Origin of the sequence: Pseudomonas sp. R38(2017), from assembly GCF_002112395.1 — a bacterium.
GTDB lineage: Bacteria > Pseudomonadota > Gammaproteobacteria > Pseudomonadales > Pseudomonadaceae > Aquipseudomonas.
The window spans coordinates 415970-438153 of record NZ_NEHN01000004.1; the positions used below are offsets into that span (position 1 = coordinate 415970).

Below are 22184 nucleotides of genomic sequence, written 5' to 3' on the forward strand. Positions count from 1 at the left end.
AAAACGGACAAATTGATTCGCAAAGGCGACGGTAGAGCCCCCTTATGGAACAGCAGTCCAGCGCCTTGAAGGTCATGGTGATCGACGACTCGAAAACGATTCGTCGCACCGCCGAGACCCTGTTGAAAAATGCAGGGTGCGAAGTCATCACGGCGATCGACGGTTTCGACGCCCTGGCGAAGATCGCCGACAACCACCCCGGGATCATTTTTGTCGACATCATGATGCCGCGTCTGGATGGTTATCAGACCTGCGCTTTAATCAAGAACAACAGTGCCTTCAAGGCAACGCCGGTGATCATGCTGTCGTCCCGCGACGGGCTGTTCGACAAGGCCAAGGGGCGGATTGTCGGTTCCGATCAATTTTTGACCAAGCCTTTCAGCAAGGAAGAACTGCTCGACGCGATTGCGGCCCATGTTCCGGGCTTTGCCGCTGATTTGCCGCAGTAAGACACGCACAGTGACGCTCGGCCAGCGGGCCCGGTGTCGACAAGAAAAATGGGGAAGACCATGGCACGTATTCTGATCGTCGATGATTCGCCGACCGAAATGTACAAACTGACCGGCATGCTGGAAAAGCACGGCCACGAAGTGTTGAAAGCCGAAAACGGCGCCGACGGCGTGGCCTTGGCCCGTCAGGAAAAACCCGACGCGGTGCTGATGGACATCGTCATGCCCGGCCTCAACGGTTTCCAGGCGACCCGCCAACTGACCAAGGACGCTGAAACCAGCCATATCCCGGTCATCATCATCACCACCAAGGATCAGGAAACCGACAAGGTCTGGGGCACCCGCCAGGGCGCCAGGGACTACCTGACCAAACCGGTCGACGAAGACACGCTGATCAAGACCCTGAACAACGTGCTGGCCGGTTGATCGCGCCGCCATGAGCGAGTCGCTGACCGCGTTCGAACTGTTGTGGCAGATCGACCAGCGCTGTCGCCTGCTGGCGGCGGACCTGCCGTCGCAACCGGCGCGCCAGGATCGCTGGAGCGGCATCGGCTTTCGTTTGGGCGAGCACTGGTACGTCGCGCCCATGGGCGAAGTCAGCGAAGTGCTGCCAGAACCGCGTTTCACCCAATTGCCGGGGGTAAAGCCCTGGGTCAAGGGCGTCGCGAATCTGCGCGGACGGTTGTTGCCGATCATGGACCTGTGCGGATTCTTCGGCCATGAGCTGTCACCGATGCGCAAGCAGCGGCGGGTATTGGTAGTGGAGCATCAGGACGTGTTTGCCGGTGTGCTGGTCGATGAGGTTTTCGGCTTGCAGCACTTCGAGCAGGACAGCTTCGAACCCGTCTCGATCCGTAAACGGCAAGGCTCCAAGGGCGAGTTCGTCAAAGGCTATTTCCGGCGCGAGCAGAACTGGCGAGTGTTCAGCCTGTTTGCGCTGGCGCAGTCACCGAGTTTCATGCACGTCGCGGTTTAACAGGCGAGGACCGATGATCAAAGCAAAAACCAGCAAGCCCGCAGAAGGCTCGCGCAGCCGCTCGCAGATCATCGTGCTGTTCATTGCGCTGATCGTGTTCATCATGCTGCTGTTCGCCAACTTCGCTTACCTCAACACCCAGGCCAACTACGACAAGCAGTACATCGGTCACGCCGGTGAGCTGCGGGTGCTGTCCCAGCGGATCGCCAAGAACGCTACCGAAGCCGCGGCCGGCAAGTCGGCCGCGTTCAAGCTGCTCAGCGATGCGCGCAACGATTTCGCCCAGCGCTGGGGTTACCTGAAGAAGGGCGACCCGGCCACCGGCCTGCCGCCGGCACCGTCCACCGTGCGCCCGGAAATGCGCGCCGTGCAGCTGGACTGGGAACGCCTGCTGAAAAACACCGACGCCATTCTATCCAGTGAACAGACCGTACTGTCGCTGCATCAGGTCGCCGCGACCCTGGCCGAAACCGTGCCGCAGTTGCAGATCGAATACGAAAAAGTCGTCGAGATCCTTCTGCAACGCGGCGCCCCGGCGGCGCAGGTGGCGATGGCCCAGCGTCAGTCGCTGCTGGCCGAGCGGATTCTCGGCGCGGTGAATACCGTGCTCTCCGGCGATGAAAACTCGCAACAGGCCGCCGATGCCTTCGGCCGTGACGCCACACGCTTCGGTCAGGTGCTCAACGGCATGCTGCAAGGCAATCCGGCGCTGAAGATCAGCCAGGTCGAGGACCGTGATGCGCGCGCGCGCCTGAGTGAAATCGCCGAGCTGTTCCAGTTCGTTTCCGGTTCGGTGGATGAAATCCTCGAAACCTCGCCGGAGCTGTTCAAGGTGCGCGAGTCCGCCACCAACATCTTCAGCCTGTCGCAGACCCTGCTCGACGAAGCTTCGCACCTGGCCACCGGCTTCGAGAACCTCGCCGGCGGGCGCAACACCGACACTATCGGCGGCTACGTGCTGGGCTTGCTGGCGCTGGCGTCGATCATCCTGATCGGCATGGTCATGGTCCGGGAAACCAACCGGCAGTTGCAGGAAACCGCCGAGAAGAACGAGCGCAACCAGAACGCGATCATGCGTCTGCTGGATGAAATCGAAGACCTCGCCGACGGCGACCTGACGGTGACCGCCTCGGTGACCGAAGACTTCACCGGGACCATCGCCGACTCGATCAATTATTCCGTCGACCAGTTGCGCGATCTGGTGGCGACCATCAACCTCACCGCCGGCCAGGTCGCCGCAGCGGTGCAGGAAACCCAGGCCACCGCCATGCACCTGGCCCAGGCCTCGGAGCATCAGGCGCAACAGATTTCCGAAGCCTCGACCGCGATCAGCGACATGGCCCAGTCCATCGATCAGGTGTCGGCCAACGCTGCTGAATCCTCGGCGGTGGCCGAACGTTCGGTGGAGATTGCCAACAAGGGCAACGAGGTGGTGCACAACACCATCCATGGCATGGACAACATTCGCGAACAGATCCAGGACACCGCCAAACGTATCAAGCGTCTGGGCGAGTCGTCCCAGGAAATCGGCGACATCGTCAGTCTGATCGACGACATTGCCGACCAGACCAACATCCTCGCCCTCAACGCGGCCATTCAGGCCTCGATGGCCGGTGATGCCGGGCGCGGTTTTGCAGTGGTTGCCGACGAAGTGCAACGGCTGGCCGAACGCTCGTCCGCCGCGACCCGGCAGATCGAAACGCTGGTGCGGGCAATCCAGACCGACACCAATGAAGCCGTGATTTCCATGGAACAGACCACCACCGAAGTGGTGCGCGGCGCACGGCTGGCGCAGGATGCCGGTGTGGCCCTGGAAGAAATCGAAGGCGTGTCCAAGACCCTCGCGGCGCTGATCCAGAGTATTTCCAACGCGGCGCAGCAGCAGACGTCTTCGGCCGGGCAGATTTCCCTGACGATGAATGTGATCCAGCAGATCACCTCGCAGACGTCGTCCGGCTCCACGGCCACCGCCGAAAGCATCGGCAACCTGGCGAAAATGGCCAGCCAGTTGCGGCGTTCGGTGTCCGGGTTCACCTTGCCGGCGGCGGCAGCGCCCGCCACGGACAAGGCGTGAGGCCTGCGGGCGAGTTCATGTCGAGCGGAGTGGTTATGGGTGACCGGCACGACTACGTGGCCCTCGAATGGGTCAAGGGCGAAATTGCCGAAACGCTGAGGCAGGCGCATCAGGCCATCGAAGCCGTGCTCGACGATCCGCAGTCGGTGCCCGGGCTGGACGAGTGCCTGGCGTGCATCCATCAGGTCCACGGCAGTCTGCAGATGGTCGAGTTCTACGGCGCGGCCTTGCTCGCCGAAGAGATGGAACATCTGGTCGAAGCCCTGCAAAACGACCGCGTCAGCCACCGCGACGAAGCCTTGCACCTGCTGTTGCAGGCCTTCGGCCAATTGCCGATCTACCTTGACCGCGTTCAAGGCGCCCGCCGTGATTTGCCGCTGGTGGTGCTGCCGCTGATCAACGATTTGCGCAGCGCCCGGGGCGAAAGTCTGTTGTCGGAGACCAGCCTGTTCAGCCCGCAATTGCCGGAGTTGCCGCCGCTGAGTCAGGAAGCGCTGGCCCTGCTGGAACCGGCCGATTTACCCAATGTGCTGCGCAAGTTGCGGCAAATGTTGCAGATGGCGCTGGTGGGCTTGCTCCGCGAACAGGACGATCAGACTCACCTCGGTTACCTGAGCAAAGTCTTCACCCGCCTCGAAGCCTTGAGCGGCGATTCACCCTTGAGTCCGTTGTGGCAGGTCGCCTCGGCACTGGTCGAGGGCATGCGCGAAGGCCGGATCGCCAACAGCCCGGCCCTGCGCAGCCTGTTCAAGGACGCCGACAAGGAGCTCAAGCGCCTGCTCGAACAAGGCATGGCCGGCCTCAACCAGCCACCGCCGCCCGAGCTGTTCAAAAGCCTGCTGTTCTATATTGCCAAAGCCGAACATCCCACCGGGCAGATGCTGACCATGAAAGATCGCTACTCCCTGGACGACGCGTTGCCCGACAGCGCGATGGTCGACGAAGAACGCGCGCGCCTGGCCGGCCCCGACCGCGATGCGATGCGCTCGGTGCTCGCGGCGCTGTGCGAAGAGCTGGTGCGGGTCAAGGAACGCCTCGATCTGTTCGTGCGCAGCGACCGCCAGCACACCTCGGATCTGGACAGCCTGCTGGCGCCGCTGCGGCAGATCGCCGACACACTCGCGGTGCTCGGTTTCGGCCAGCCGCGCAAGGTCATCATCGATCAACTGGCGGTGGTGCTCAGCCTCGCTCAGGGCCAGCGCGAACCGAACGACGCCACGCTGATGGACGTCGCCGGCGCCTTGCTCTATGTCGAAGCGACGCTGGCCGGGATGGTCGGCACGGTGGAACCGGAAAGCCCGGAAGACTCGCGCCTGCCCACCACCGACCTGACGCAGATCCATCAGATCGTGATCAAGGAAGCGCGCATCTGCCTGCAACAGGCCAAGGACATGATCGTCGACTACATCGACGCCGACTGGGATCGCCAGCAACTGCAACCGTTGCCGGCGCTGCTGACCCAGGTGCGCGGTGCGCTGGCGATGATCCCGTTGGCGCGTGCGGCAAGCCTGCTGGAAGCCTGCAACGGTTTTATCCGCGAGCATCTGTTGCTCGATCCCCATGAGCCGGGCTGGCAGCAACTGGACAACCTGGCCGATGTCATCACCAGTCTCGAGTATTACCTTGAACGCCTGACCGATGACCCGCAGGCACCGAGCGAGCAACTGCTCGATGTCGCGCAGAAAAGCCTGGCCAGCCTCGGCTACTTTCCTGACGAGCCGCCAAACGAACAACGGGTGCCGCTGCTCGACGATGTGCTCAGCCCCAGCGAAGCGCTGGTGATGCAGGACCTGCAGGAACTCGATGACCCGCAAATCGCCCAGTCGCTGGCCGATGTGCTGGCCAGTCCGGTGTCAGCGGTCAACCCGCCCGCGTTGACCACGCCCGGCAGCCTGCTTCCACCGCCCGCCGATGAAAAGCCGGTGGATGACGAGCTGCGTGAAGTGTTCCTCGAAGAGACCGAGGAAGTGCTCGATGTGCTGCGCGACTACCTGCCGCGCTGGACTGCCGATCCGCAGGACCGGGAGGCATTGAGTGAATTGCGCCGCGCTTTTCACACTCTGAAGGGCAGCGGGCGCATGGTCCGTGCGCTGGTTCTCGGCGAACTGGCCTGGGCGGTGGAAAACCTGCTCAACCGGGTGCTGGAGCACAGCGTCGAACCGGGCCCGGCGGTGCAACAATTGCTGGCCGAAACGTTGCTGTTGCTGCCGGACCTGATTGCCGAATTCGCCATCAACCATCAGCGCCAGCGACAGGATGTCGATCAGTTGGCGGCCCGCGCCCATGCATTGGCCAAGGGCGACACGCCGTTGCCGGCCGAAGACGTAGAAGACGTCGCTGCGCTCGACCCGCTGTTGCTGGAGATTTTCCGCAACGAAGCCGAAACCCACCTCGCCAGCCTCAACCGCTTTCTCGATCTGGCCGCCGAACACGTGCCGTTGCAAGCCAGCGACGAACTGCAGCGCGCGCTGCACACCCTCAAGGGCAGCGCGTCGATGGCCGGCGTATTGCCGATCGCCGAACTGGCGGCGCCACTGGACAAACTGGCCCGGGAGTTCAAGGCTCATCAACTGGCCCTGGACCTCGACGAAGTGGAGTTGCTGCTGGAAGCCGAAGGCCTGTTCCGCGTCGGTCTGCGCCAGCTCAAACACGACCCGCTGGCGCCGATTGTCGGTGCGCAGTCGCTGATCAAGCGCACTGAAACCTTGCTGAGCGAGCGCCTCGAATCCATCCTCAATGCCCCGAGCAGCGCCCTGCGGGTCAAGCGTGATCCGCAACTGATCAACAACTTCCTGGCCCAGGGCATGGACATCCTGCTCGACGCCGAAAACCTCTTGCAGCGCTGGCAGCAGCATCCCGGCGAACGCCAGGAACTCAGTGCGTTGCTGGATGAATTGACGACCCTCGGCGAGGGCGCGCACCTGGCGGATCTGCTGCCGGTGGACGTGTTGTGCGAAGCCTTGCTCGACCTGTATGGCGCGGTGGAAGAAAGCAGCCTGGCGGTCAGCGAACGGTTTTTCCATGAGGCGCAGCAGGCCCACGAAGCGCTGATCAACATGCTCGACGAACTGGCCGCCGGCCAGGAAATCACCCCGCAACCGCAGCGCATCCGTGCGCTGCACGAACTGCTCGACGAAAGCCTCGACCCGTCGGCCATGGGCCTGATTCGCAGCGACGGCAGTCGAACCCTGAGTATTTCCGAGTTGGGCAGCGCCACTGCCGAACTGCAAAAAAACTCCAGCGGAATCGGCGCGGATGACGAGATCGTCGAGATCTTCCTCGAAGAAGCGGTGGACATTCTCGACAGCGCCGGGCAAGCCTTGCAGCGCTGGTTGAACGATCCGGAAAACGGCGCGCCACTGTCGTCGCTGCAACGGGACCTGCACACCCTCAAGGGAGGTGCGCGGATGGCCGAGGTCGAGGCCGTTGGCAACCTGGCCCAGGAGCTGGAAAACCTTTACGAAGGCCTGGTGGATCGCCGCTACAACTACAGCGACGCATTGGGCCGACTGTTGCTGCAAAGCCATGACCGCCTGGCGTTGTACCTCGATCAACTGCATGACCATCAGCCTTTGAAACCGGCGCAGGACTTGATTGACGCGATCCGCCAGTTCCGTCAGGGCCAGGCTGGCAGTCCCGAAACACCGACACCCGCCGCCAGCCATGACGGCGCAGGACACGATCCGGAGCTGCTGGAAATCTTCCTCGAAGAAGGTTTCGACATCATCGAAAACTCCGGTGCCGCGCTGCTGCGCTGGCAGGCCGAACCCGGCAACCGCCAGGAAGTGGAAACCCTGCTGCGCGACCTGCACACCCTCAAGGGCGGCGCGCGAATGGTGGAGATCGGCCCCATCGGCGACCTCGCTCATGAGCTGGAATACCTTTACGAAAGCCTGTCCTCCGGCACCCTGCAAAGCAGCGCCGAACTGTTTGCCCTGTTGCAGCGCGGCCATGACCGGTTGGCGCAGATGCTCGATGCGGTGCGCGCCGGCCAGCCATGCCCGCCGGCGGATCGACTGATAGGCGCGATCCAGAATTTCAGCCACCCGGTGGCGGTGGAAACGCCTGCGCCGATACTGCCGGTGCCCTTGAAGACCGAACCCGCCGCGCCCGCTGCCGAGGCGGGTGTGGACATGGTCAAGGTCTCCGCCGAATTGCTTGATGACCTGGTCAACCTCGCGGGCGAAACCTCGATTTTCCGCGGGCGTATCGAGCAGCAGGTCAGCGATGCGCAGACGGCCCTGAACGAGATGGAAACCACCATTGAGCGCATGCGCGATCAGTTGCGCCGGCTCGACACCGAAACCCAGGGGCGGATTCTCAGCCGTCAGCAAGTGGACGCCGAACGTTTGGGCTACGAAGAATTCGACCCACTGGAAATGGATCGCCATTCGCAGTTGCAACAGTTGTCCCGGGCGCTGTTCGAATCCGCCTCCGACCTGCTCGACCTCAAGGAAACCCTCGACCGGCGCACCCTCGACGCGGAGAACCTGTTGCAACAACAGGGGCGGATCAACACCGAATTGCAGGAAGGCCTGATGCGCACGCGCATGGTGCCGTTCGAGCGCATGTTGCCGCGACTCAAGCGCATCGTCCGGCAGGTGGCCGAAGAGCTGAACAAGGATGTGGCGTTCACCGTCGGCAACGCCGAAGGCGAGATGGATCGCAACGTCCTCGAACGCATGGCGGCGCCGCTGGAACATATGCTGCGCAACGCCGTCGACCATGGTCTGGAACCCGCCGACGTGCGACTGGCAGCGGGCAAACCGGCTCAAGGTCAGATCAGCCTTGATCTGTCCCGTGAGGGCAGCGACATCGTTTTCGACATCCGCGACGACGGCGCCGGCGTACCGTTGGACGCGGTGCGACGCAAGGCGATCAAGCGCGGCCTGCTGGCACCGAACGCGGAAATCAGCGACCGCGAAGTGTTGCAGTTCATCCTCCAGCCGGGCTTTTCCACTGCCGAGAAAATCACCCAGATTTCCGGGCGCGGCGTGGGCATGGACGTGGTCCACGAAGAAGTACGGCAACTGGGCGGCACCATGAGCATCGACTCGGTGCCGGGGCAGGGCGTGCATTTTCGCATTCGCCTGCCGTTCACCGTGTCAGTCAACCGTGCACTAATGGTGCAGTGCGGCGAGGATCAGTACGCGATTCCATTGAACACCATCGACGGCATCGTCCGCGTGCTGCCGAATGAGCTGGACGGGCATTTCCGTCTCGACCCGCCGAGTTATCAATACGGCGGCCAGCGTTATGAGCTGTGCTACTTGGGCGAGCTGCTGAAAACTGCCCCACGGCCGAAACTGTCCGGCCAGAGCCTGCCGGTGCCGGTCTTGCTGGTGCAGTGCAACGACCGGCACATCGCGGTGCAGGTCGACACGATGGCCGGAACCCGCGAGATCGTGGTCAAGAGCCTCGGCCCGCAGTTCGCGTCGGTGCAGGGCGTGTCCGGGGCGACGATTCTCGGCGATGGCCGGGTGGTGCTGATTCTCGACCTGCTGGCGCCGATCCGCGCGATGCAGGCGCGGTTGCCGCAGCGTCCGGCCAGTCACGAAATCGAGAGCGAACCGCAAAAGCCGTTGCTGGTGATGGTGGTCGACGATTCGGTGACGGTGCGCAAGGTCACCAGCCGTCTGCTCGAACGTCATGGCATGAACGTGCTGACCGCCAAGGACGGGGTCGATGCGATGCTGCTGCTGGAAGAACACATGCCGGACCTGATGCTGCTCGACATCGAAATGCCGCGCATGGACGGCTTCGAAGTGGCGACCCAGGTGCGCCACGACGAGCGCCTGAAACACCTGCCGATCATCATGATCACCTCGCGCACCGGCCAGAAACACCGCGACCGCGCGATGGCCATCGGCGTCAACGACTACCTCGGCAAGCCGTACCAGGAATCGGTGCTGCTCGAAAGCATCGCGCTGTGGAGCAAAAAACATGCATGAACGCCGGGACAACCAGCGCACCAGCCAACTCACCGGGCTGCTGCTGCCGCTGGCGGATCGCAACCTGATCCTGCCCAACGTCGCCGTCGCCGAGCTGATCGACTACCAGTCCAGTGCCTTCGATCTCGACACGCCGCCGTGGTATCTGGGCCGGGTAACCTGGCGCGAGCGGCAGATTCCGCTGCTGAGTTTCGAGTCGGCGTGCGGCAACAAGATCGTCATCGGCGAACGGGCCCGGATCGTCATCCTCAACGCCCTCGGCGGATTGCCGACGCTGCGCTTCATTGCCTTACTGGTGCAGGGGATTCCGCGCTCGTACAAGCTCGACAGCCAGTTGAGTTATGTCGACGTGCCGCTGTGTACGCTGGAGCAGGCAGCGGTGCAGGTTGGGGAGCAGGTGGCGAAGATACCGGATCTATTGGCATTGGAGAAATTGTTGGTGGATGCGGGGCTGGTCCACTGATCGTTACGCTCAGCGTAACGGTTCACCACCGCGCTTGATTGATGCCCCTCGATCACACTCCTAAGGTAGCTCCACGACAGCGAACCCCGTGGAGTGAGCATGACAACAACAATTTCCCCCGACTCGCGCTGGACGCGGCGGCGTGACGAGAAGCTGCGGCGCCTCGACAAGGTGCGCGGGCTGGCCGACGGTGCGGTGCTGCCCACCGACAAGATCGTCGCGGCGCTCGAAGCGCTGATCCTGCCCGGTGACCGTGTGGTGTTGGAGGGCAACAACCAGAAGCAGGCGGATTTCCTTTCCCGGGCCTTGGCCATGGCCGATCCAGAAAAGCTCCACGACCTGCACATGATCATGCCCAGCGTCGGCCGCTCCGAGCACCTCGACCTGTTCGAACGCGGCATCGCCCGCAAGCTCGATTTCTCCTTCGCCGGCACCCAGAGCCTGCGTATCAGCCAGTTGCTGGAAGACGGTCTGCTGGAAATCGGCGCGATCCACACTTACATCGAACTCTATGCCCGTCTGGTGGTGGACCTGATCCCCAACGTCGTGCTCTCGGCCGGGTTCATGGCTGACCGTGCCGGCAACATCTACACCGGCCCGAGCACCGAAGACACCCCGGCGCTGATCGAACCGGCGGCTTTCAGCGACGGCATCGTCATCGTCCAGGTCAATCAACTGGTGGACGACGTCAGCGAACTGCCTCGCGTGGATATTCCCGCATCGTGGGTGGATTTTGTGGTGGTGGCGGACAAGCCGTTCTACATCGAACCGCTGTTCACCCGCGACCCTCGCCACATCAAGCCTGTGCACGTGTTGATGGCGATGATGGCGATCCGCGGCATCTACGAAAAACACAACGTGCAGTCGCTGAACCACGGCATCGGTTTCAACACCGCCGCCATCGAACTGATCCTGCCGACCTACGGCGAATCCCTCGGCCTCAAGGGCAAGATCTGCCGTAACTGGACGCTTAACCCGCATCCGACGCTGATCCCGGCGATTGAAAGCGGCTGGGTCGAAAGCGTGCATTGCTTCGGCACCGAACTGGGCATGGAAAACTACATCGCCGCCCGTCCCGACGTGTTCTTCACCGGCCGCGACGGCTCGCTGCGTTCCAACCGGATGTTCTGCCAACTGGCCGGGCAATACGCGGTAGACCTGTTCATCGGCGCGACCCTGCAAGTCGATGGCGATGGCCATTCCTCTACCGTGACCCGTGGCCGCCTCGCCGGTTTCGGCGGTGCACCGAACATGGGCCACGATCCGCGCGGTCGCCGTCATGGCACCCCGGCCTGGCTCGACATGCGCCATGACGATTCGCAGCAGCCGATGCTCGAACGCGGCAAGAAGCTTGTGGTGCAGATGGTCGAGACCTTCCAGGAGGGCGGCAAACCGACCTTCGTCGAGACCCTCGACGCGGTGGACGTGGCGAAGAAGAGCGGCATGCCGCTGGCGCCGATCATGATCTACGGCGACGACGTCACCCACCTGCTCACCGAAGAAGGCATCGCCTACCTGTACAAGGCGCGCTCGCTGGAAGAGCGTCAGGCGATGATCGCTGCCGTTGCCGGCGTCACTGCCATCGGCCTGCGCCACAACCCGAAAGACACTGAACGCATGCGCCGCGAAGGCCTGATCGCCTTGCCCGAAGACCTTGGCATCCGTCGCACCGACGCCACCCGCGAATTGCTCGCGGCGAAAAGCGTGGCCGATCTGGTCGAGTGGTCCGGCGGCCTCTACAACCCGCCCGCCAAGTTCAGGAGCTGGTAATGCACGCACTCAACCTGAAAGCGAAACCTGTTTTTCTGGCTGACCGATTAGCGGACCTGGCAGTGGACGCGCTGATCGACGAAGCCGACCTGTCGCCGAAACCGGCGCTGGTCGACCGACGCGGAAATGGTGCGCACACCGATCTGCACCTGGGATTGATGCATGCCTCGGCGTTGGCGCTGTGGCCGGCGTTCAAGGAAATGGCCGAAGCTGCGCTCGAATTCGGCGAAATCGGCTTGCCGCTGCGCGAAGCCATCGGCCGCATCGGACGGGAAGGCGAGCAGGCGATGCTCACCACCACCCACGGCGTGAACACCCATCGCGGGGCGATCTGGGCGCTGGGCCTGCTGGTCACGGCTGCTGCGCTGGACACCAAGTCCACCAGCGCTGGCGCCGTTACCCTGCGCGCTGCGCGTCTGGCATTGCTCGATGACCGTTATGCGCAGCGCCCGCTGAGCCATGGCGCGCAAGTCGCCCAACGCTACGGCGCTCGCGGTGCCCGGGAAGAAGCGCAACTCGGCTTCCCGTCGGTGGTGCAGCGCGGTTTGCCGCAGCTCAAACGCAGCCGCGCCGCCGGCCATGGCGAACAGAACGCCCGGCTCGATGGCTTGCTGGCGATCATGACCAGGCTCGCCGATACCTGCGTGCTGTACCGCGCCGGCGAACAGGGCCTGCACGCCATGCAGCACGGCGCCCAGGCAGTGCTCGACGCCGGTGGCAGTGCCAGCCTCACCGGTCGCCGCCGCTTGCATGAACTGGATCAACAACTCATCGCATTGAATGCCTCGCCCGGTGGCGCCGCCGACTTGCTCGCCTCCACGTTGTTGCTCGACCGGATCGAGTGCGACGGCATCTTTCAGGGAGCGTTTTGATGGAAACCTTATCCTTTGAATTCCCCGCCGGGCAGCCGCCACGCGGTCGGGCGCTGGTCGGTTGTGTCGGCTCGGGCGATCTGGAAGTGCTGATCGAACCGGGCCTGGCCGGCAAGCTGACTATCAATGTGCAGACCTCGGTCAACGGTGCGCAGCAGCGCTGGCAAAATCTGTTTGCGCGGATGTTCGACGGCACCACACCGCCGGCGATGGCCATCGATATCCACGATTTCGGCGCGACCCCGGGCGTGGTGCGCCTGCGTCTGGAACAAGGCTTCGAGGAGATCGGCCATGACTGATACCTCAGCGCTTCTGCACAAACATTCGTTCGTCGAACTTGGTGCTCGGCAGCGGGCAAAAGCCTTGCTCGACGCCGGCACCTTCCGCGAACTGCTCGATCCGTTCCAACGCGTCATGTCGCCATGGCTCGAGCGTCAGGGCGTGGTGCCGCAGGCTGATGATGGAGTGGTGATCGCCAAGGGCAGCCTCGACGGTTTGCCGGTGGTGATCGCGGCGATTGAGGGCGCGTTTCAGGGCGGCAGTCTTGGTGAAGTCGGTGGCGCCAAAATAGCCGGCGCACTGGAACTGGCGGCTGAAGACAACCGCAAAGGCATCCCGACCCGCGCCATCCTGCTGCTGGAAACCGGCGGCGTGCGCTTGCAGGAAGCCAACCTCGGACTGGCGGCGATTGCCGACATCCACGCGGCGATTGTCGATCTGCAGCAGTACCAACCGGTGGTCGGCGTGGTCGCCGGCAGCGTCGGTTGCTTTGGCGGGATGTCGATTGCCGCTGCGCTGTGCAGCTACTTGCTGGTGACCCAGGAAGCACGCCTCGGCCTGAACGGCCCGCAGGTGATCGAGCAGGAAGCCGGGATCGAGGAATACGACTCCCGCGACCGGCCCTTCATCTGGAGCCTGACCGGTGGCGAGCAACGGTTTGCCAGTGGTCTGGTGGACCGTTATGTCGCCGATGACGTGGTGCAGATTCGTCAACAGGTCGGCGAGTTGCTGCAACTGGGCTTGCCGAAACAACCGCGCAGCCAGCGTGCCGAGTGGTTCCTGCAACGCCTGACGGGCCTGGACACTGACAAGCAAATCGAGCCTTCGGTGGTTCGCGATCTGTATCAAGGAGAGCGCTCATGAGTGGTTATTCCGTGCGCGGTTTGAACTGGTTCAACGCCTTGAGCGCTGGCGCGAATGTGGTTGAAGGTTTGCCGCCCTCGTTGAAGGTCGCCGAGGGTGAACTCGGGCGGTTTATCGCCGTGGTTGCCGATCCGCAAAACCGTTTCCCTCGCGCTCGCAACGGCGAAGTCGGATTGTTGGAAGGCTGGGGCCTGGCGAAAGCGGTGGATGACGCGATCACCGCCGACCGTGACAAAACGCAAAAGCGTCCCTTGATCGCCATCGTCGATGTGCCGAGCCAGGCCTACGGTCGCCGCGAAGAAGCCCTCGGCATTCATCAGGCGCTGGCCGGTGCGGCAGACGCTTACGCCCGCGCCCGTTTGGCCGGGCATCCGGTGATTGCGTTGCTGGTGGGCAAGGCCATGTCCGGGGCATTTCTGGCCCACGGTTATCAGGCCAACCGATTGATCGCCCTGCGTGATCCGGGGGTGATGGTGCATGCGATGGGCAAGGCGTCGGCGGCGCGGGTGACCCTGCGCAGCGTCGAAGAGCTGGAAGCCCTGGCGTCCAGCGTGCCGCCGATGGCTTATGACATCGACAGCTACGCCAGCCTCGGATTGCTCTGGGAAACCCTGTCGGTGCAGCAGATCGATCAGCCGACAGCGGAGGATCTGGCGCGGGTGACCGAGTGCCTGACCCAGGCCATCGGCGATGTCACCGGCAGTGATCTGAGCGGTCGCCTTGGCGCGACCAATCGTGCGGCGTCCAGTCGGGTGCGCGAGTTGCTGAGGGCGCAGTGGTGAACAGCTTTCTCGCCCACGACTTGCTGTGGGGCATGACGCCTGAGCAGTTGCCGGCGGATGCGCCGCAGTGGGCGATTGATTCGCTGGCTGTCGGGCAACCGGTGGTGGTGCGGCGGGCCGTGAGCGCTGAAGGTCTGGTCGCGGTTGGCGTGCGCGGTGTGCTGCGCGAGCAGCGCTTGGCGGCGTTCATGGCGATTGATTCGATTGCCTGTCGGGTCAGCCCTGAAGCGCTTTGTCATGTCGAGAGTGGGCGTGATCTGCCGGTCATGCACGCGCTCCGGCAACTGCGGCCGGTGCTCGATGATTGCGGTTGGGTCTGGGGTGTCAGCGGCAGTGCCGGATTCGAATTGGCGAGTGGATGTGCGGCGATGCACGAACGTAGCGATCTCGACTTGATCCTGCGTACACCGCAACTCATCACCCGTAATCAGGCGCGCAAACTGGTCGCGGTTTTCGATCAGGCGATCTGCCGGGTCGACATGCAATTGCAGACGCCGTTTGGTGCGGTGGCTCTGCGCGAATGGGCCAGTACTTCGGCGCGAGTGTTGCTGAAAAATACCCATCAGGCCTGCCTCGTTTCAGATCCGTGGAACCCGCAGGAGCAGGCAGCGTGAGCAGTCTGCTGGTGTTTCCCGGCCAGGGCGCACAGCAACCCGGCATGCTCCAGCGTTTGGCTCGGGAAACGCTGATCGAGGCCAGCGATAACCTCGGTGAGGATGTCTTGCGGCTGGATTCGATCGAAGCGTTGCACAGCACCCGGGCGGTTCAGCTCTGCCTGCTGATCGCCGGAGTCGCAGCGTCGCGGCAGTTATTGCAGGACGGACTCACCGCAGACTACGTCGCCGGCCTGTCCATCGGTGCCTACCCGGCAGCGGTAGTCGCCGGCGCGTTGAGCTTCAGCGATGCGTTGCATCTGGTCAGCCTGCGCGGCGAGTTGATGCAGCAGGCTTATCCACAGGGCTTCGGCATGACCGCGATCATCGGTCTGCAATTATCCACAGTCGAAGATTTGCTGGCGCAGGTGCACGGCGCAGAAACGCCGGTTTACCTGGCCAACATCAACGCCGATAACCAGGTGGTGATTGCCGGCAGCGACAAGGCGATGCAAGCGGTCGCCGAGCTGGCGCGCAGTCGTGGCGCCGGGCTGGCAAAACGTCTGGCGGTCAGCGTGCCGTCGCACTGCCCATTGCTGGATGAGCCTGCGCAAACACTCGCCGAAGCGTTCGCCAGAGTTGAACTGAAAACACCGAACATCGCTTACCTGAGCGGCAGTCGCGCAAGGCCTGTGACCAACGCCTGCGCGCTGCGCGACGATCTCGCCTTCAACATGTGCCGCGTGGTGGACTGGCGCGGCACCGTGCAAAGCGCCTACGAGCGCGGCGTGCGACTACAGATCGAACTGCCGCCCGGTGCGGTGCTTACCGGGCTGGCGCGCCGGGTGTTCGAACAGGGGACTGTCACTGCCTTCGACAGTGCCCGGCTCGACACCTTGCAGGCGCTGTTGCGAGAGGAGGAGGGCCGACGACCCTAAATCACCGACTCAGGCTTCGAACAACAAAAACAACATTCGACGATGCACTTTGAGGACTACAACAATGATTATTTACGGTGTGGCGCTGCTGGCGATCTGTACGCTGGCAGGGGTGATCATGGGTGACCTGCTCGGCGTGTTGCTGGGGGTCAAATCCAACGTCGGCGGGGTCGGCATCGCCATGATCCTGTTGATCTGCGCGCGGCTGTGGATGCAAAAACGCGGCGGCATGACCAAGGACTGCGAGATGGGCGTCGGCTTCTGGGGCGCCATGTACATTCCGGTGGTGGTGGCGATGGCCGCGCAACAGAACGTCGTCACCGCGCTGCACGGCGGCCCGGTGGCGGTGCTGGCGGCAATCGGTTCGGTGGTGGTCTGTGGCTGCACCATTGCCCTGATCAGCCGCACCCACAAGGGTGAACCCTTGCCCGATGAACCGGCGGAAATCTCCCCGGCCGGCACACCGGTAGGAGGTCGCTGATATGTGGGATCTCATTGAAAAAGGTCTGGAACACAATGGTCTGATCACTGCGTTCGCCTTCGTCGGCGTGATCATGTGGGTCTCGGTGATTCTCTCCAAACGCCTGACGTTCGGACGGATTCACGGCTCGGCGATTGCCATCGTCATTGGCCTGGTGCTGGCCTGGGTCGGCGGCACCATGACCGGCGGACAGAAAGGCCTGGCGGACCTGTCGCTGTTCTCCGGTATCGGCCTGATGGGCGGCGCGATGCTGCGGGATTTCGCCATTGTTGCCACCGCTTTCGAGGTGCAGGCGACCGAGGCGAAGAAGGCCGGGTTGATTGGTGTGATCGCGTTGCTGCTGGGCACGATCCTGCCGTTCATTGTCGGTGCGTGCATGGCCTGGGCCTTCGGTTATCGCGATGCGGTGAGCATGACCACCATCGGCGCGGGTGCGGTGACCTACATCGTCGGGCCTGTGACTGGCGCAGCGATTGGCGCGACCTCGGATGTGATGGCGCTGTCGATTGCCACCGGTTTGATCAAGGCGATTCTGGTGATGGTCGGCACCCCGGTGGCGGCGCGCTGGATGGGCCTCGACAATCCACGCTCGGCGATGGTGTTTGGCGGGTTGGCCGGGACCGTGAGTGGTGTGACGGCTGGGTTGGCGGCGACGGATCGGCGGTTGGTGCCTTATGGGGCGTTGACGGCTACGTTTCACACCGGGCTTGGGTGCTTGCTTGGGCCTTCGCTGCTGTTCTTCATCGTTCGCGGAATCGTTGGCTGACCTCAACATAACTGATCATTCCCACGCAGAGCGTGGGAATGATCGTTAGGTGGTCTGGCGATTCGCATACATCCGACACTCCGCCAGCAACGCCAGCAGATTCGGATCCCGCTCCTTGGCCTTCAAAAACACCACGCCAATGTGCTGCTGCAACCGGTACTTCTCCTGCAACGGAATCAGCTTCACCCGGTTCTCGTACACCGCGGCAATCCTTCCCGGCAGCAACGCATAACCCACCCCCGAGCTGACCATGCTCAGCAGGGTGAAAATATCGTTGACCTGCATCGCCACCTTCGGCTCGAACCCTGCCTGCCTGAACACCCGAATCCCGTCCTGATGGGTGGCGAAGCCTTGGGTGAGGGTGATGAAGGTCTCATCGCGCACCTCCGCCAGATCCACTTCGCTGCGTTGGGCGAAGCGGGAATCGGCGGGAGTGGCGAGGAAGATGTCGTCGGAAAACAGTGGAATCTGCTCGCAGTCCGGATCGTTGACGCTGTCGTCCAGCGACACCAGGATCGCGTCGACTTCCATGTTTTTCAGCTTGTAGAGCAGGTCGATGTTCGAACCGAGGATCAGGTCGATGTTGAGTTCGCTGCGGCGGATCTTCAAGCCCATGATCAGCTGTGGCACGGTCTTCACCGTCAGCGAATACAGCGAGCCGAGCTTGAAGCGCTCGGCCGAGAACCCGGCGGCTTCGCGGGTCAGGCGCACGCTTTCGACCACGTCCTGAATCAGCTTCTGCGCGCGCTCTTCGAGTACATAGGCGCTCTCCAGCGGGGTCAGGTTGCGTCCTTCGTGCTTGAACAACGGGCAGCGCAGGGCGCTTTCCAGCGAATGGATTGCGCGGTGCACGCTGACGTTGCTGGTCTGCAACTCGGCGGCGGCGCGGGCGAGGTTGCCGGTGCGCATGAAGGCGAGGAACACCTCGAGTTTCTTCAGGGTCAATTCTTCGTCGATCAGCATGGCGCGGACTCTTCTTGGTATCGGTCGATTGTGCCCAAATATCAGGACAGGTGCAGGCCCGCGTTGAACGGAAACATTGCGCTTTTACGCTCAAGGCCCGAGCCTTGCGCGCTGCGGTAATGAAATCGAGGTGTGCGACACATGTATCACGGAGAAAAATTGAACGCCTGGACGCATCTGGTCGGGGCGATAGCGGCGTTTGTCGGGGGCGTCTGGATGCTGGTGATCGCCAGCCTCGACGGCAGCCCGTGGAAGATCGTCAGCGTGGCGATTTACGCCTTCACCTTGCTGGTGCTCTACAGCGCATCCACCGTGTACCACAGCGTGCGCGGGCGCAAGAAAGCGATCATGAAGAAGGTCGATCACTTTTCGATCTACCTGCTGATCGCCGGCAGTTACACACCGTTTTGTCTGGTGACCCTGCGCGGGCCATGGGGCTGGACGTTGTTCGGAATTGTCTGGGGCCTGGCGCTGATCGGCATCCTGCAAGAGATCAAGCCGCGCTCCGAGGCGCGGATCCTGTCGATCGTGATCTACGCGGTGATGGGCTGGATCGTGCTGGTGGCGGTCAAGCCGCTGATCGAGGCACTGGGGACGGCGGGGTTTGCCTGGCTGGCGTCGGGCGGCGTGTTGTACACCGTGGGGATTATCTTTTTTGCCCTTGATCACCGGTTGCGGCATGCCCACGGGATCTGGCATTTGTTTGTGATTGCCGGGAGTCTGCTGCACTTTGTGGCGATTCTGTTTTACGTCCTTTAAGTGCCCGTCAGGCGGTCGAGTTGTTCGCCAGCGCGCTGACTGAATATCTGCAGCAAATCATTCAGGGTGTGCGGCGGTGGCTCGGTGGCACGGGTCACGGCATACAGTGTGATCGGCAGCGGCGGGGCGAGAGGGCGGATAGTGGTGGTGGCCGATGAGGCACCGAGCGCGGTGAACGGATCAATCACCGCCACCCCAGCTCCGGATTCAACCATCGCCCTCGCCAGCGAATACGTCTGCACGGCAATCCGCACACGCGGCGACGGTTCGACGGCTTCCAGATAGCTGTCGAGCCGGGCAGCCAGCGGGTCGGAGCTGGACAGCCCGATCAGTGGCGCTCCGGCCAACGCCATCAACGACAACGGCTGGCCAGCGTCTTCCTCCGGCCAATAACCTTTCGGCGCCAGCGCCACCAACACACCCGAGGCCAATGCCTGCGCCTTCAGCCCCGGATGGTCCGGTAACTGCAACGTCAGGGCCACGTCCACTTCGCGCATCAGCAGGTTCTGCATCAGCTCGCGGCTGTGGGCGCTGGACAGTTCGCAGGCGATGTCCGGGAACCGCGCCGTCCACTGCTGGATCGCCGGCGGCAGCAACGACAGCGCCAGCGCCGGCGTCGCGCCGATCCGCAGGCTGTGACCGGGTTCGCGACGCAGGCTCTGGGCCAGACGCCGCACGCCTTGCAGGCTTTCCGTGACCTTGTCGACTTCGCGCTCCAGTTCAAGCGCTTCCGGGGTCGCCTGCAATTTACCGCGCACCCGCAGAAACAACGCAAAGCCCAACTGCTGCTCGGCGTGCTGCAGCACCTTGGTCACCGCCGGTTGCGAGACGTGCAGCAACTGCGCAGCGGCGCTGACCGAGCCGGTCTGGCGAATGGCCTGGAAAATCTCGATATGACGAAGGCGCATGACGATCCCATAACCTTTGTTTATAGGCTTGGCATCTTTATTCATTGTTCGGCGCCTGTCACCTCACCCTAACCTCGGCCTCGTCTTCAAGAACGATTAAGGACGGACATGGCTCAGCGTGTGTGTATCATCGGCGGCGGCGTGATCGGGTTAGCAACGGCCTGGGCGCTGGTGCGCGACGGTTTCGAGGTGACGGTGGTCGAGTCGCGGCAGTCGCTGGGCAGCGAAACCAGTTTCGCCAACGGCGGCCAGTTGTCCTACCGCTACGTTGCGCCGCTGGCCGATGCCGGTGTGCCGTTGCAGGCGATCGGCTGGATGCTGCGCGGCGACTCACCGCTCAGGCTGCGCCCGCGCCTGGACCCGACGCAGTGGCGCTGGATGGCCTCGTTTCTCGCCGCCTGCCGCACTTCGGTAAACCGCGAGAACGCCGCGCATCTATTGCGTCTGGCGCTGTTCAGCCAGAGCACGCTGAAACGCTGGCGCGAGGACGATGGACTCGTCGGTTTCAACTGGCGGCGTAACGGCAAGCTGGTGACCTTCCGTAATGCGGCAAGCTTCGACCATGCACGCAAAGGCCTGACCGATCCGCAGCAACAGCAGGTGTTGTCCGCCTCCGAATGTACGCTACTGGAACCGGCACTGACCGATGCGCCGTTTGTGGGCGCGATTTACACGCCGGATGAAGAAGTCGGCGACTGTCACGGCTTCTGCCAACAGTTGGCGGCGCGATTGCAGGCATCGGGCCGCTGCGAGTTTCGTCTCGGTCAGGCAGTCACCGGCATTCGCCACAGCCTCGGCGCCGTCACGGCCATTGAGCTTGGCGACGAAACCCTGCCGGTCGAACAACTGGTGATCGCCGCCGGCCATCGCAGTCCGTCGCTGGCGCTGCCCGGCCTGCGCCTGCCGCTGTATCCGCTGAAGGGCTACAGCCTGACCGTGCCGATTGGCAGTGAAAACCGGGCACCGGACGTCAGTATCACCGACTACGACCGCAAGATTGTCTTCGCCTGCATCGGCGAACAGTTGCGGGTGGCGGCGATGGTCGACATCGTCGGTTTCGACCCGGCGGTGGATCCCGAGCGGCTGGCGCTGATCAAACGTCAGGCCCGCGACACCTTTCCCGACGCTGGCAACTACGACGCCGCCGTTGAGTGGGCCGGCATGCGCCCGGCCACCCCCACCGGCGTTCCGCTGCTGGGCGCCACGGCGTATCGCAATCTGTGGCTCAACCTCGGCCACGGCGCGCTCGGATTCACCCTGGCCTGCGGTAGCGGGCAGTTGCTCAGCGAACTGATCGGCCAGCAGCGCACATCCATTGATCTGCACGGGTTCAATCCCCGCGCGGCGTGACGGTCTCTGCTAAAACACCCCACTCACAACGGAGAATAACAATGCAAAAAATCACGTTGCTCGGCTGCACACTGGCGCTGTTCATCGGCGCTCAGGCACAGGCCAATGAAGTGCCGCTGACCGGTACGCTTGGCAAGATCGCCAGCACCAACAGCATCACCCTGGGGTATCGCGATGCGTCGGTGCCGTTCTCGTATGTGGGCGATCACACCGGCCAGCCGATGGGGTATTCGGTGGAGCTGGCGGGCAAGATCGTCGAGCGCATCAAGCAGCAACTGGCACTGCCGGAGCTGAAGGTGAAGTACAACCTGGTGACGTCGCAGACGCGGATTCCGCTGGTGCAGAACGGCACGGTCGACCTTGAGTGCGGCTCCACCGGGGTGACGGCCGAACGGCAGAAGCAGGTCGCGTTCTCCTACGGTTTCATCTACGTCAAAGGGCAGTTGTTGACCGCAAAGGACAGCGGCATCCACAGCTTCGATGACCTGCGCGGCAAGAACGTGGTGACCACTGCCGGCACCACCAACGAGCGCTATCTGAAGAGCTACAACCTAGACCACAAACTGAACATGTTCGTGATCAGCGCCAAGGATCACGGCGAGGCGTTCCAGATGCTGCAGTCGGGACGCGCAGCGGCCTTCTACATGGACGACGCATTGCTCTACGGCGAGCGGGCCAAGGCGCGCGACCCGCACAACTGGGTCGTGGTGGGGGAGGAGCAATCGCGGGAAATCTACAGCTGCATGGTGCGCAAGGATGATCCGCAATTCCTCGCGCTGGTAAACGGCGCGTTGGCCGATCTGTACAGCTCGGGAGAGATCAACGGAATCTACCGTAAGTGGTTCGAACAGCCGATCCCGCCGAAGGGCCTGAACCTTGAGTTCCCGATGACCAGTGAACTCAAGGCAATCATCGCCAGACCGATCAGTGATCCAGTGCAGTGACG

The 22184-nt window shown here is 63.0% G+C and carries 20 protein-coding genes; 18 read left to right on the forward strand and 2 right to left on the reverse strand.

The window, feature by feature from the left end:
* The first annotated feature begins 44 nt into the window (after positions 1 to 44).
* The 15 genes from pilG to madM all read left to right on the forward strand — a co-directional run bounded on the left by pilG (position 45) and on the right by madM (position 17258).
* Positions 45 to 449 carry a twitching motility response regulator PilG gene (gene pilG, locus CAF87_RS11905; protein ID WP_085709083.1) on the forward strand — a complete coding sequence of 135 codons (405 nt, stop codon included), beginning with the start codon at positions 45 to 47 and terminating at the stop codon, positions 447 to 449.
* A gap of 60 nt (positions 450 to 509) precedes the next feature.
* A complete protein-coding gene (pilH, locus tag CAF87_RS11910) occupies positions 510 to 875 on the forward strand; it encodes a twitching motility response regulator PilH (RefSeq protein WP_011336365.1) in 366 nt (121 codons plus the stop codon).
* A gap of 10 nt (positions 876 to 885) precedes the next feature.
* Positions 886 to 1425, forward strand: coding sequence for a chemotaxis protein CheW (locus CAF87_RS11915; RefSeq protein ID WP_085731577.1), 540 nt, complete (start codon positions 886 to 888; stop codon positions 1423 to 1425).
* A 13-nt stretch (positions 1426 to 1438) separates the two neighbouring features.
* The gene (locus CAF87_RS11920; RefSeq protein ID WP_085731578.1) at positions 1439 to 3499 is read left to right on the forward strand and encodes a methyl-accepting chemotaxis protein; all 2061 of its coding nucleotides are present in this window, start codon (positions 1439 to 1441) and stop codon (positions 3497 to 3499) included.
* Positions 3500 to 3534: 35 nt separating this feature from the next.
* On the forward strand, positions 3535 to 9450 hold the full coding sequence (locus CAF87_RS11925) for an Hpt domain-containing protein (protein WP_085731579.1): 5916 nt from the start codon (positions 3535 to 3537) through the stop codon (positions 9448 to 9450).
* Positions 9443 to 9913 carry a chemotaxis protein CheW gene (locus tag CAF87_RS11930; protein ID WP_085731580.1) on the forward strand — a complete coding sequence of 157 codons (471 nt, stop codon included), beginning with the start codon at positions 9443 to 9445 and terminating at the stop codon, positions 9911 to 9913. The genes CAF87_RS11925 and CAF87_RS11930 overlap by 8 nt, the downstream gene beginning before the upstream one ends.
* 99 nt (positions 9914 to 10012) lie before the next feature.
* A complete protein-coding gene (mdcA, locus tag CAF87_RS11935) occupies positions 10013 to 11683 on the forward strand; it encodes a malonate decarboxylase subunit alpha (protein ID WP_085731581.1) in 1671 nt (556 codons plus the stop codon).
* The gene (locus CAF87_RS11940; protein ID WP_085731582.1) at positions 11683 to 12555 is read left to right on the forward strand and encodes a triphosphoribosyl-dephospho-CoA synthase; all 873 of its coding nucleotides are present in this window, start codon (positions 11683 to 11685) and stop codon (positions 12553 to 12555) included. The genes mdcA and CAF87_RS11940 overlap by 1 nt, the downstream gene beginning before the upstream one ends.
* Entirely contained in the window at positions 12555 to 12854 is a 300-nt protein-coding gene (locus tag CAF87_RS11945; protein ID WP_085731583.1) for a malonate decarboxylase subunit delta, read from the forward strand. Before CAF87_RS11940 ends, CAF87_RS11945 begins: the two co-directional genes overlap by 1 nt.
* Complete coding sequence (locus tag CAF87_RS11950) at positions 12847 to 13698, forward strand: biotin-independent malonate decarboxylase subunit beta (RefSeq protein WP_085731584.1); 852 nt, start codon at positions 12847 to 12849, stop codon at positions 13696 to 13698. The genes CAF87_RS11945 and CAF87_RS11950 overlap by 8 nt, the downstream gene beginning before the upstream one ends.
* Positions 13695 to 14480: a biotin-independent malonate decarboxylase subunit gamma gene (mdcE, locus tag CAF87_RS11955; protein ID WP_085731585.1), complete on the forward strand. Its 786-nt coding sequence runs from the start codon at positions 13695 to 13697 to the stop codon at positions 14478 to 14480. Before CAF87_RS11950 ends, mdcE begins: the two co-directional genes overlap by 4 nt.
* Positions 14474 to 15094: a malonate decarboxylase holo-ACP synthase gene (locus CAF87_RS11960; RefSeq protein WP_085731586.1), complete on the forward strand. Its 621-nt coding sequence runs from the start codon at positions 14474 to 14476 to the stop codon at positions 15092 to 15094. Before mdcE ends, CAF87_RS11960 begins: the two co-directional genes overlap by 7 nt.
* On the forward strand, positions 15091 to 16011 hold the full coding sequence (gene mdcH, locus CAF87_RS11965; RefSeq protein ID WP_085731587.1) for a malonate decarboxylase subunit epsilon: 921 nt from the start codon (positions 15091 to 15093) through the stop codon (positions 16009 to 16011). The genes CAF87_RS11960 and mdcH overlap by 4 nt, the downstream gene beginning before the upstream one ends.
* 64 nt (positions 16012 to 16075) lie before the next feature.
* Positions 16076 to 16492, forward strand: coding sequence for a malonate transporter subunit MadL (madL, locus tag CAF87_RS11970; RefSeq protein ID WP_085731588.1), 417 nt, complete (start codon positions 16076 to 16078; stop codon positions 16490 to 16492).
* A gap of 1 nt (position 16493) precedes the next feature.
* On the forward strand, positions 16494 to 17258 hold the full coding sequence (gene madM / locus CAF87_RS11975; protein ID WP_085731589.1) for a malonate transporter subunit MadM: 765 nt from the start codon (positions 16494 to 16496) through the stop codon (positions 17256 to 17258).
* Positions 17259 to 17303: 45 nt separating this feature from the next.
* Here the strand turns inward: madM and CAF87_RS11980 are convergent, their stop codons facing one another.
* Positions 17304 to 18221: a LysR substrate-binding domain-containing protein gene (locus CAF87_RS11980; RefSeq protein ID WP_085731590.1), complete on the reverse strand. Its 918-nt coding sequence runs from the start codon at positions 18219 to 18221 to the stop codon at positions 17304 to 17306.
* 141 nt (positions 18222 to 18362) lie between these two features.
* Between CAF87_RS11980 and CAF87_RS11985 the strand changes: the two genes are divergently transcribed.
* Entirely contained in the window at positions 18363 to 18980 is a 618-nt protein-coding gene (locus CAF87_RS11985) for a hemolysin III family protein (RefSeq protein ID WP_085731591.1), read from the forward strand.
* On the opposite strand, the gene CAF87_RS11990 is transcribed toward CAF87_RS11985, so the two are convergent.
* Positions 18977 to 19888 carry a LysR family transcriptional regulator gene (locus tag CAF87_RS11990; RefSeq protein ID WP_085731741.1) on the reverse strand — a complete coding sequence of 304 codons (912 nt, stop codon included), beginning with the start codon at positions 19886 to 19888 and terminating at the stop codon, positions 18977 to 18979. The genes CAF87_RS11985 and CAF87_RS11990 overlap by 4 nt on opposite strands.
* Before the next feature lie 108 nt (positions 19889 to 19996).
* On the opposite strand from CAF87_RS11990, the gene CAF87_RS11995 reads away from it, so the two are divergent.
* Positions 19997 to 21238 carry a D-amino acid dehydrogenase gene (locus CAF87_RS11995; protein WP_085731592.1) on the forward strand — a complete coding sequence of 414 codons (1242 nt, stop codon included), beginning with the start codon at positions 19997 to 19999 and terminating at the stop codon, positions 21236 to 21238.
* 41 nt (positions 21239 to 21279) lie between these two features.
* Positions 21280 to 22182, forward strand: coding sequence for a transporter substrate-binding domain-containing protein (locus CAF87_RS12000; RefSeq protein ID WP_085731593.1), 903 nt, complete (start codon positions 21280 to 21282; stop codon positions 22180 to 22182).
* Positions 22183 to 22184 lie beyond the last annotated feature (2 nt).

What these genes read in the sequence shown, in the direction of transcription:
- pilG (WP_085709083.1), top strand. Translation starts at nt 45, where the DNA reads ATGGAACAGCAGTCCAGCGCCTTGAAGGTCATGGTGATCGACGACTCG.
- pilH (WP_011336365.1), top strand. Translation starts at nt 510, where the DNA reads ATGGCACGTATTCTGATCGTCGATGATTCGCCGACCGAAATGTACAAA.
- CAF87_RS11915 (WP_085731577.1), top strand. Translation starts at nt 886, where the DNA reads ATGAGCGAGTCGCTGACCGCGTTCGAACTGTTGTGGCAGATCGACCAG.
- CAF87_RS11920 (WP_085731578.1), top strand. Translation starts at nt 1,439, where the DNA reads ATGATCAAAGCAAAAACCAGCAAGCCCGCAGAAGGCTCGCGCAGCCGC.
- CAF87_RS11925 (WP_085731579.1), top strand. Translation starts at nt 3,535, where the DNA reads ATGGGTGACCGGCACGACTACGTGGCCCTCGAATGGGTCAAGGGCGAA.
- CAF87_RS11930 (WP_085731580.1), top strand. Translation starts at nt 9,443, where the DNA reads ATGCATGAACGCCGGGACAACCAGCGCACCAGCCAACTCACCGGGCTG.
- mdcA (WP_085731581.1), top strand. Translation starts at nt 10,013, where the DNA reads ATGACAACAACAATTTCCCCCGACTCGCGCTGGACGCGGCGGCGTGAC.
- CAF87_RS11940 (WP_085731582.1), top strand. Translation starts at nt 11,683, where the DNA reads ATGCACGCACTCAACCTGAAAGCGAAACCTGTTTTTCTGGCTGACCGA.
- CAF87_RS11945 (WP_085731583.1), top strand. Translation starts at nt 12,555, where the DNA reads ATGGAAACCTTATCCTTTGAATTCCCCGCCGGGCAGCCGCCACGCGGT.
- CAF87_RS11950 (WP_085731584.1), top strand. Translation starts at nt 12,847, where the DNA reads ATGACTGATACCTCAGCGCTTCTGCACAAACATTCGTTCGTCGAACTT.
- mdcE (WP_085731585.1), top strand. Translation starts at nt 13,695, where the DNA reads ATGAGTGGTTATTCCGTGCGCGGTTTGAACTGGTTCAACGCCTTGAGC.
- madL (WP_085731588.1), top strand. Translation starts at nt 16,076, where the DNA reads ATGATTATTTACGGTGTGGCGCTGCTGGCGATCTGTACGCTGGCAGGG.
- madM (WP_085731589.1), top strand. Translation starts at nt 16,494, where the DNA reads ATGTGGGATCTCATTGAAAAAGGTCTGGAACACAATGGTCTGATCACT.
- CAF87_RS11980 (WP_085731590.1), bottom strand. Translation starts at nt 18,221, where the DNA reads ATGCTGATCGACGAAGAATTGACCCTGAAGAAACTCGAGGTGTTCCTC.
- CAF87_RS11985 (WP_085731591.1), top strand. Translation starts at nt 18,363, where the DNA reads ATGTATCACGGAGAAAAATTGAACGCCTGGACGCATCTGGTCGGGGCG.
- CAF87_RS11990 (WP_085731741.1), bottom strand. Translation starts at nt 19,888, where the DNA reads ATGCGCCTTCGTCATATCGAGATTTTCCAGGCCATTCGCCAGACCGGC.
- CAF87_RS11995 (WP_085731592.1), top strand. Translation starts at nt 19,997, where the DNA reads ATGGCTCAGCGTGTGTGTATCATCGGCGGCGGCGTGATCGGGTTAGCA.
- CAF87_RS12000 (WP_085731593.1), top strand. Translation starts at nt 21,280, where the DNA reads ATGCAAAAAATCACGTTGCTCGGCTGCACACTGGCGCTGTTCATCGGC.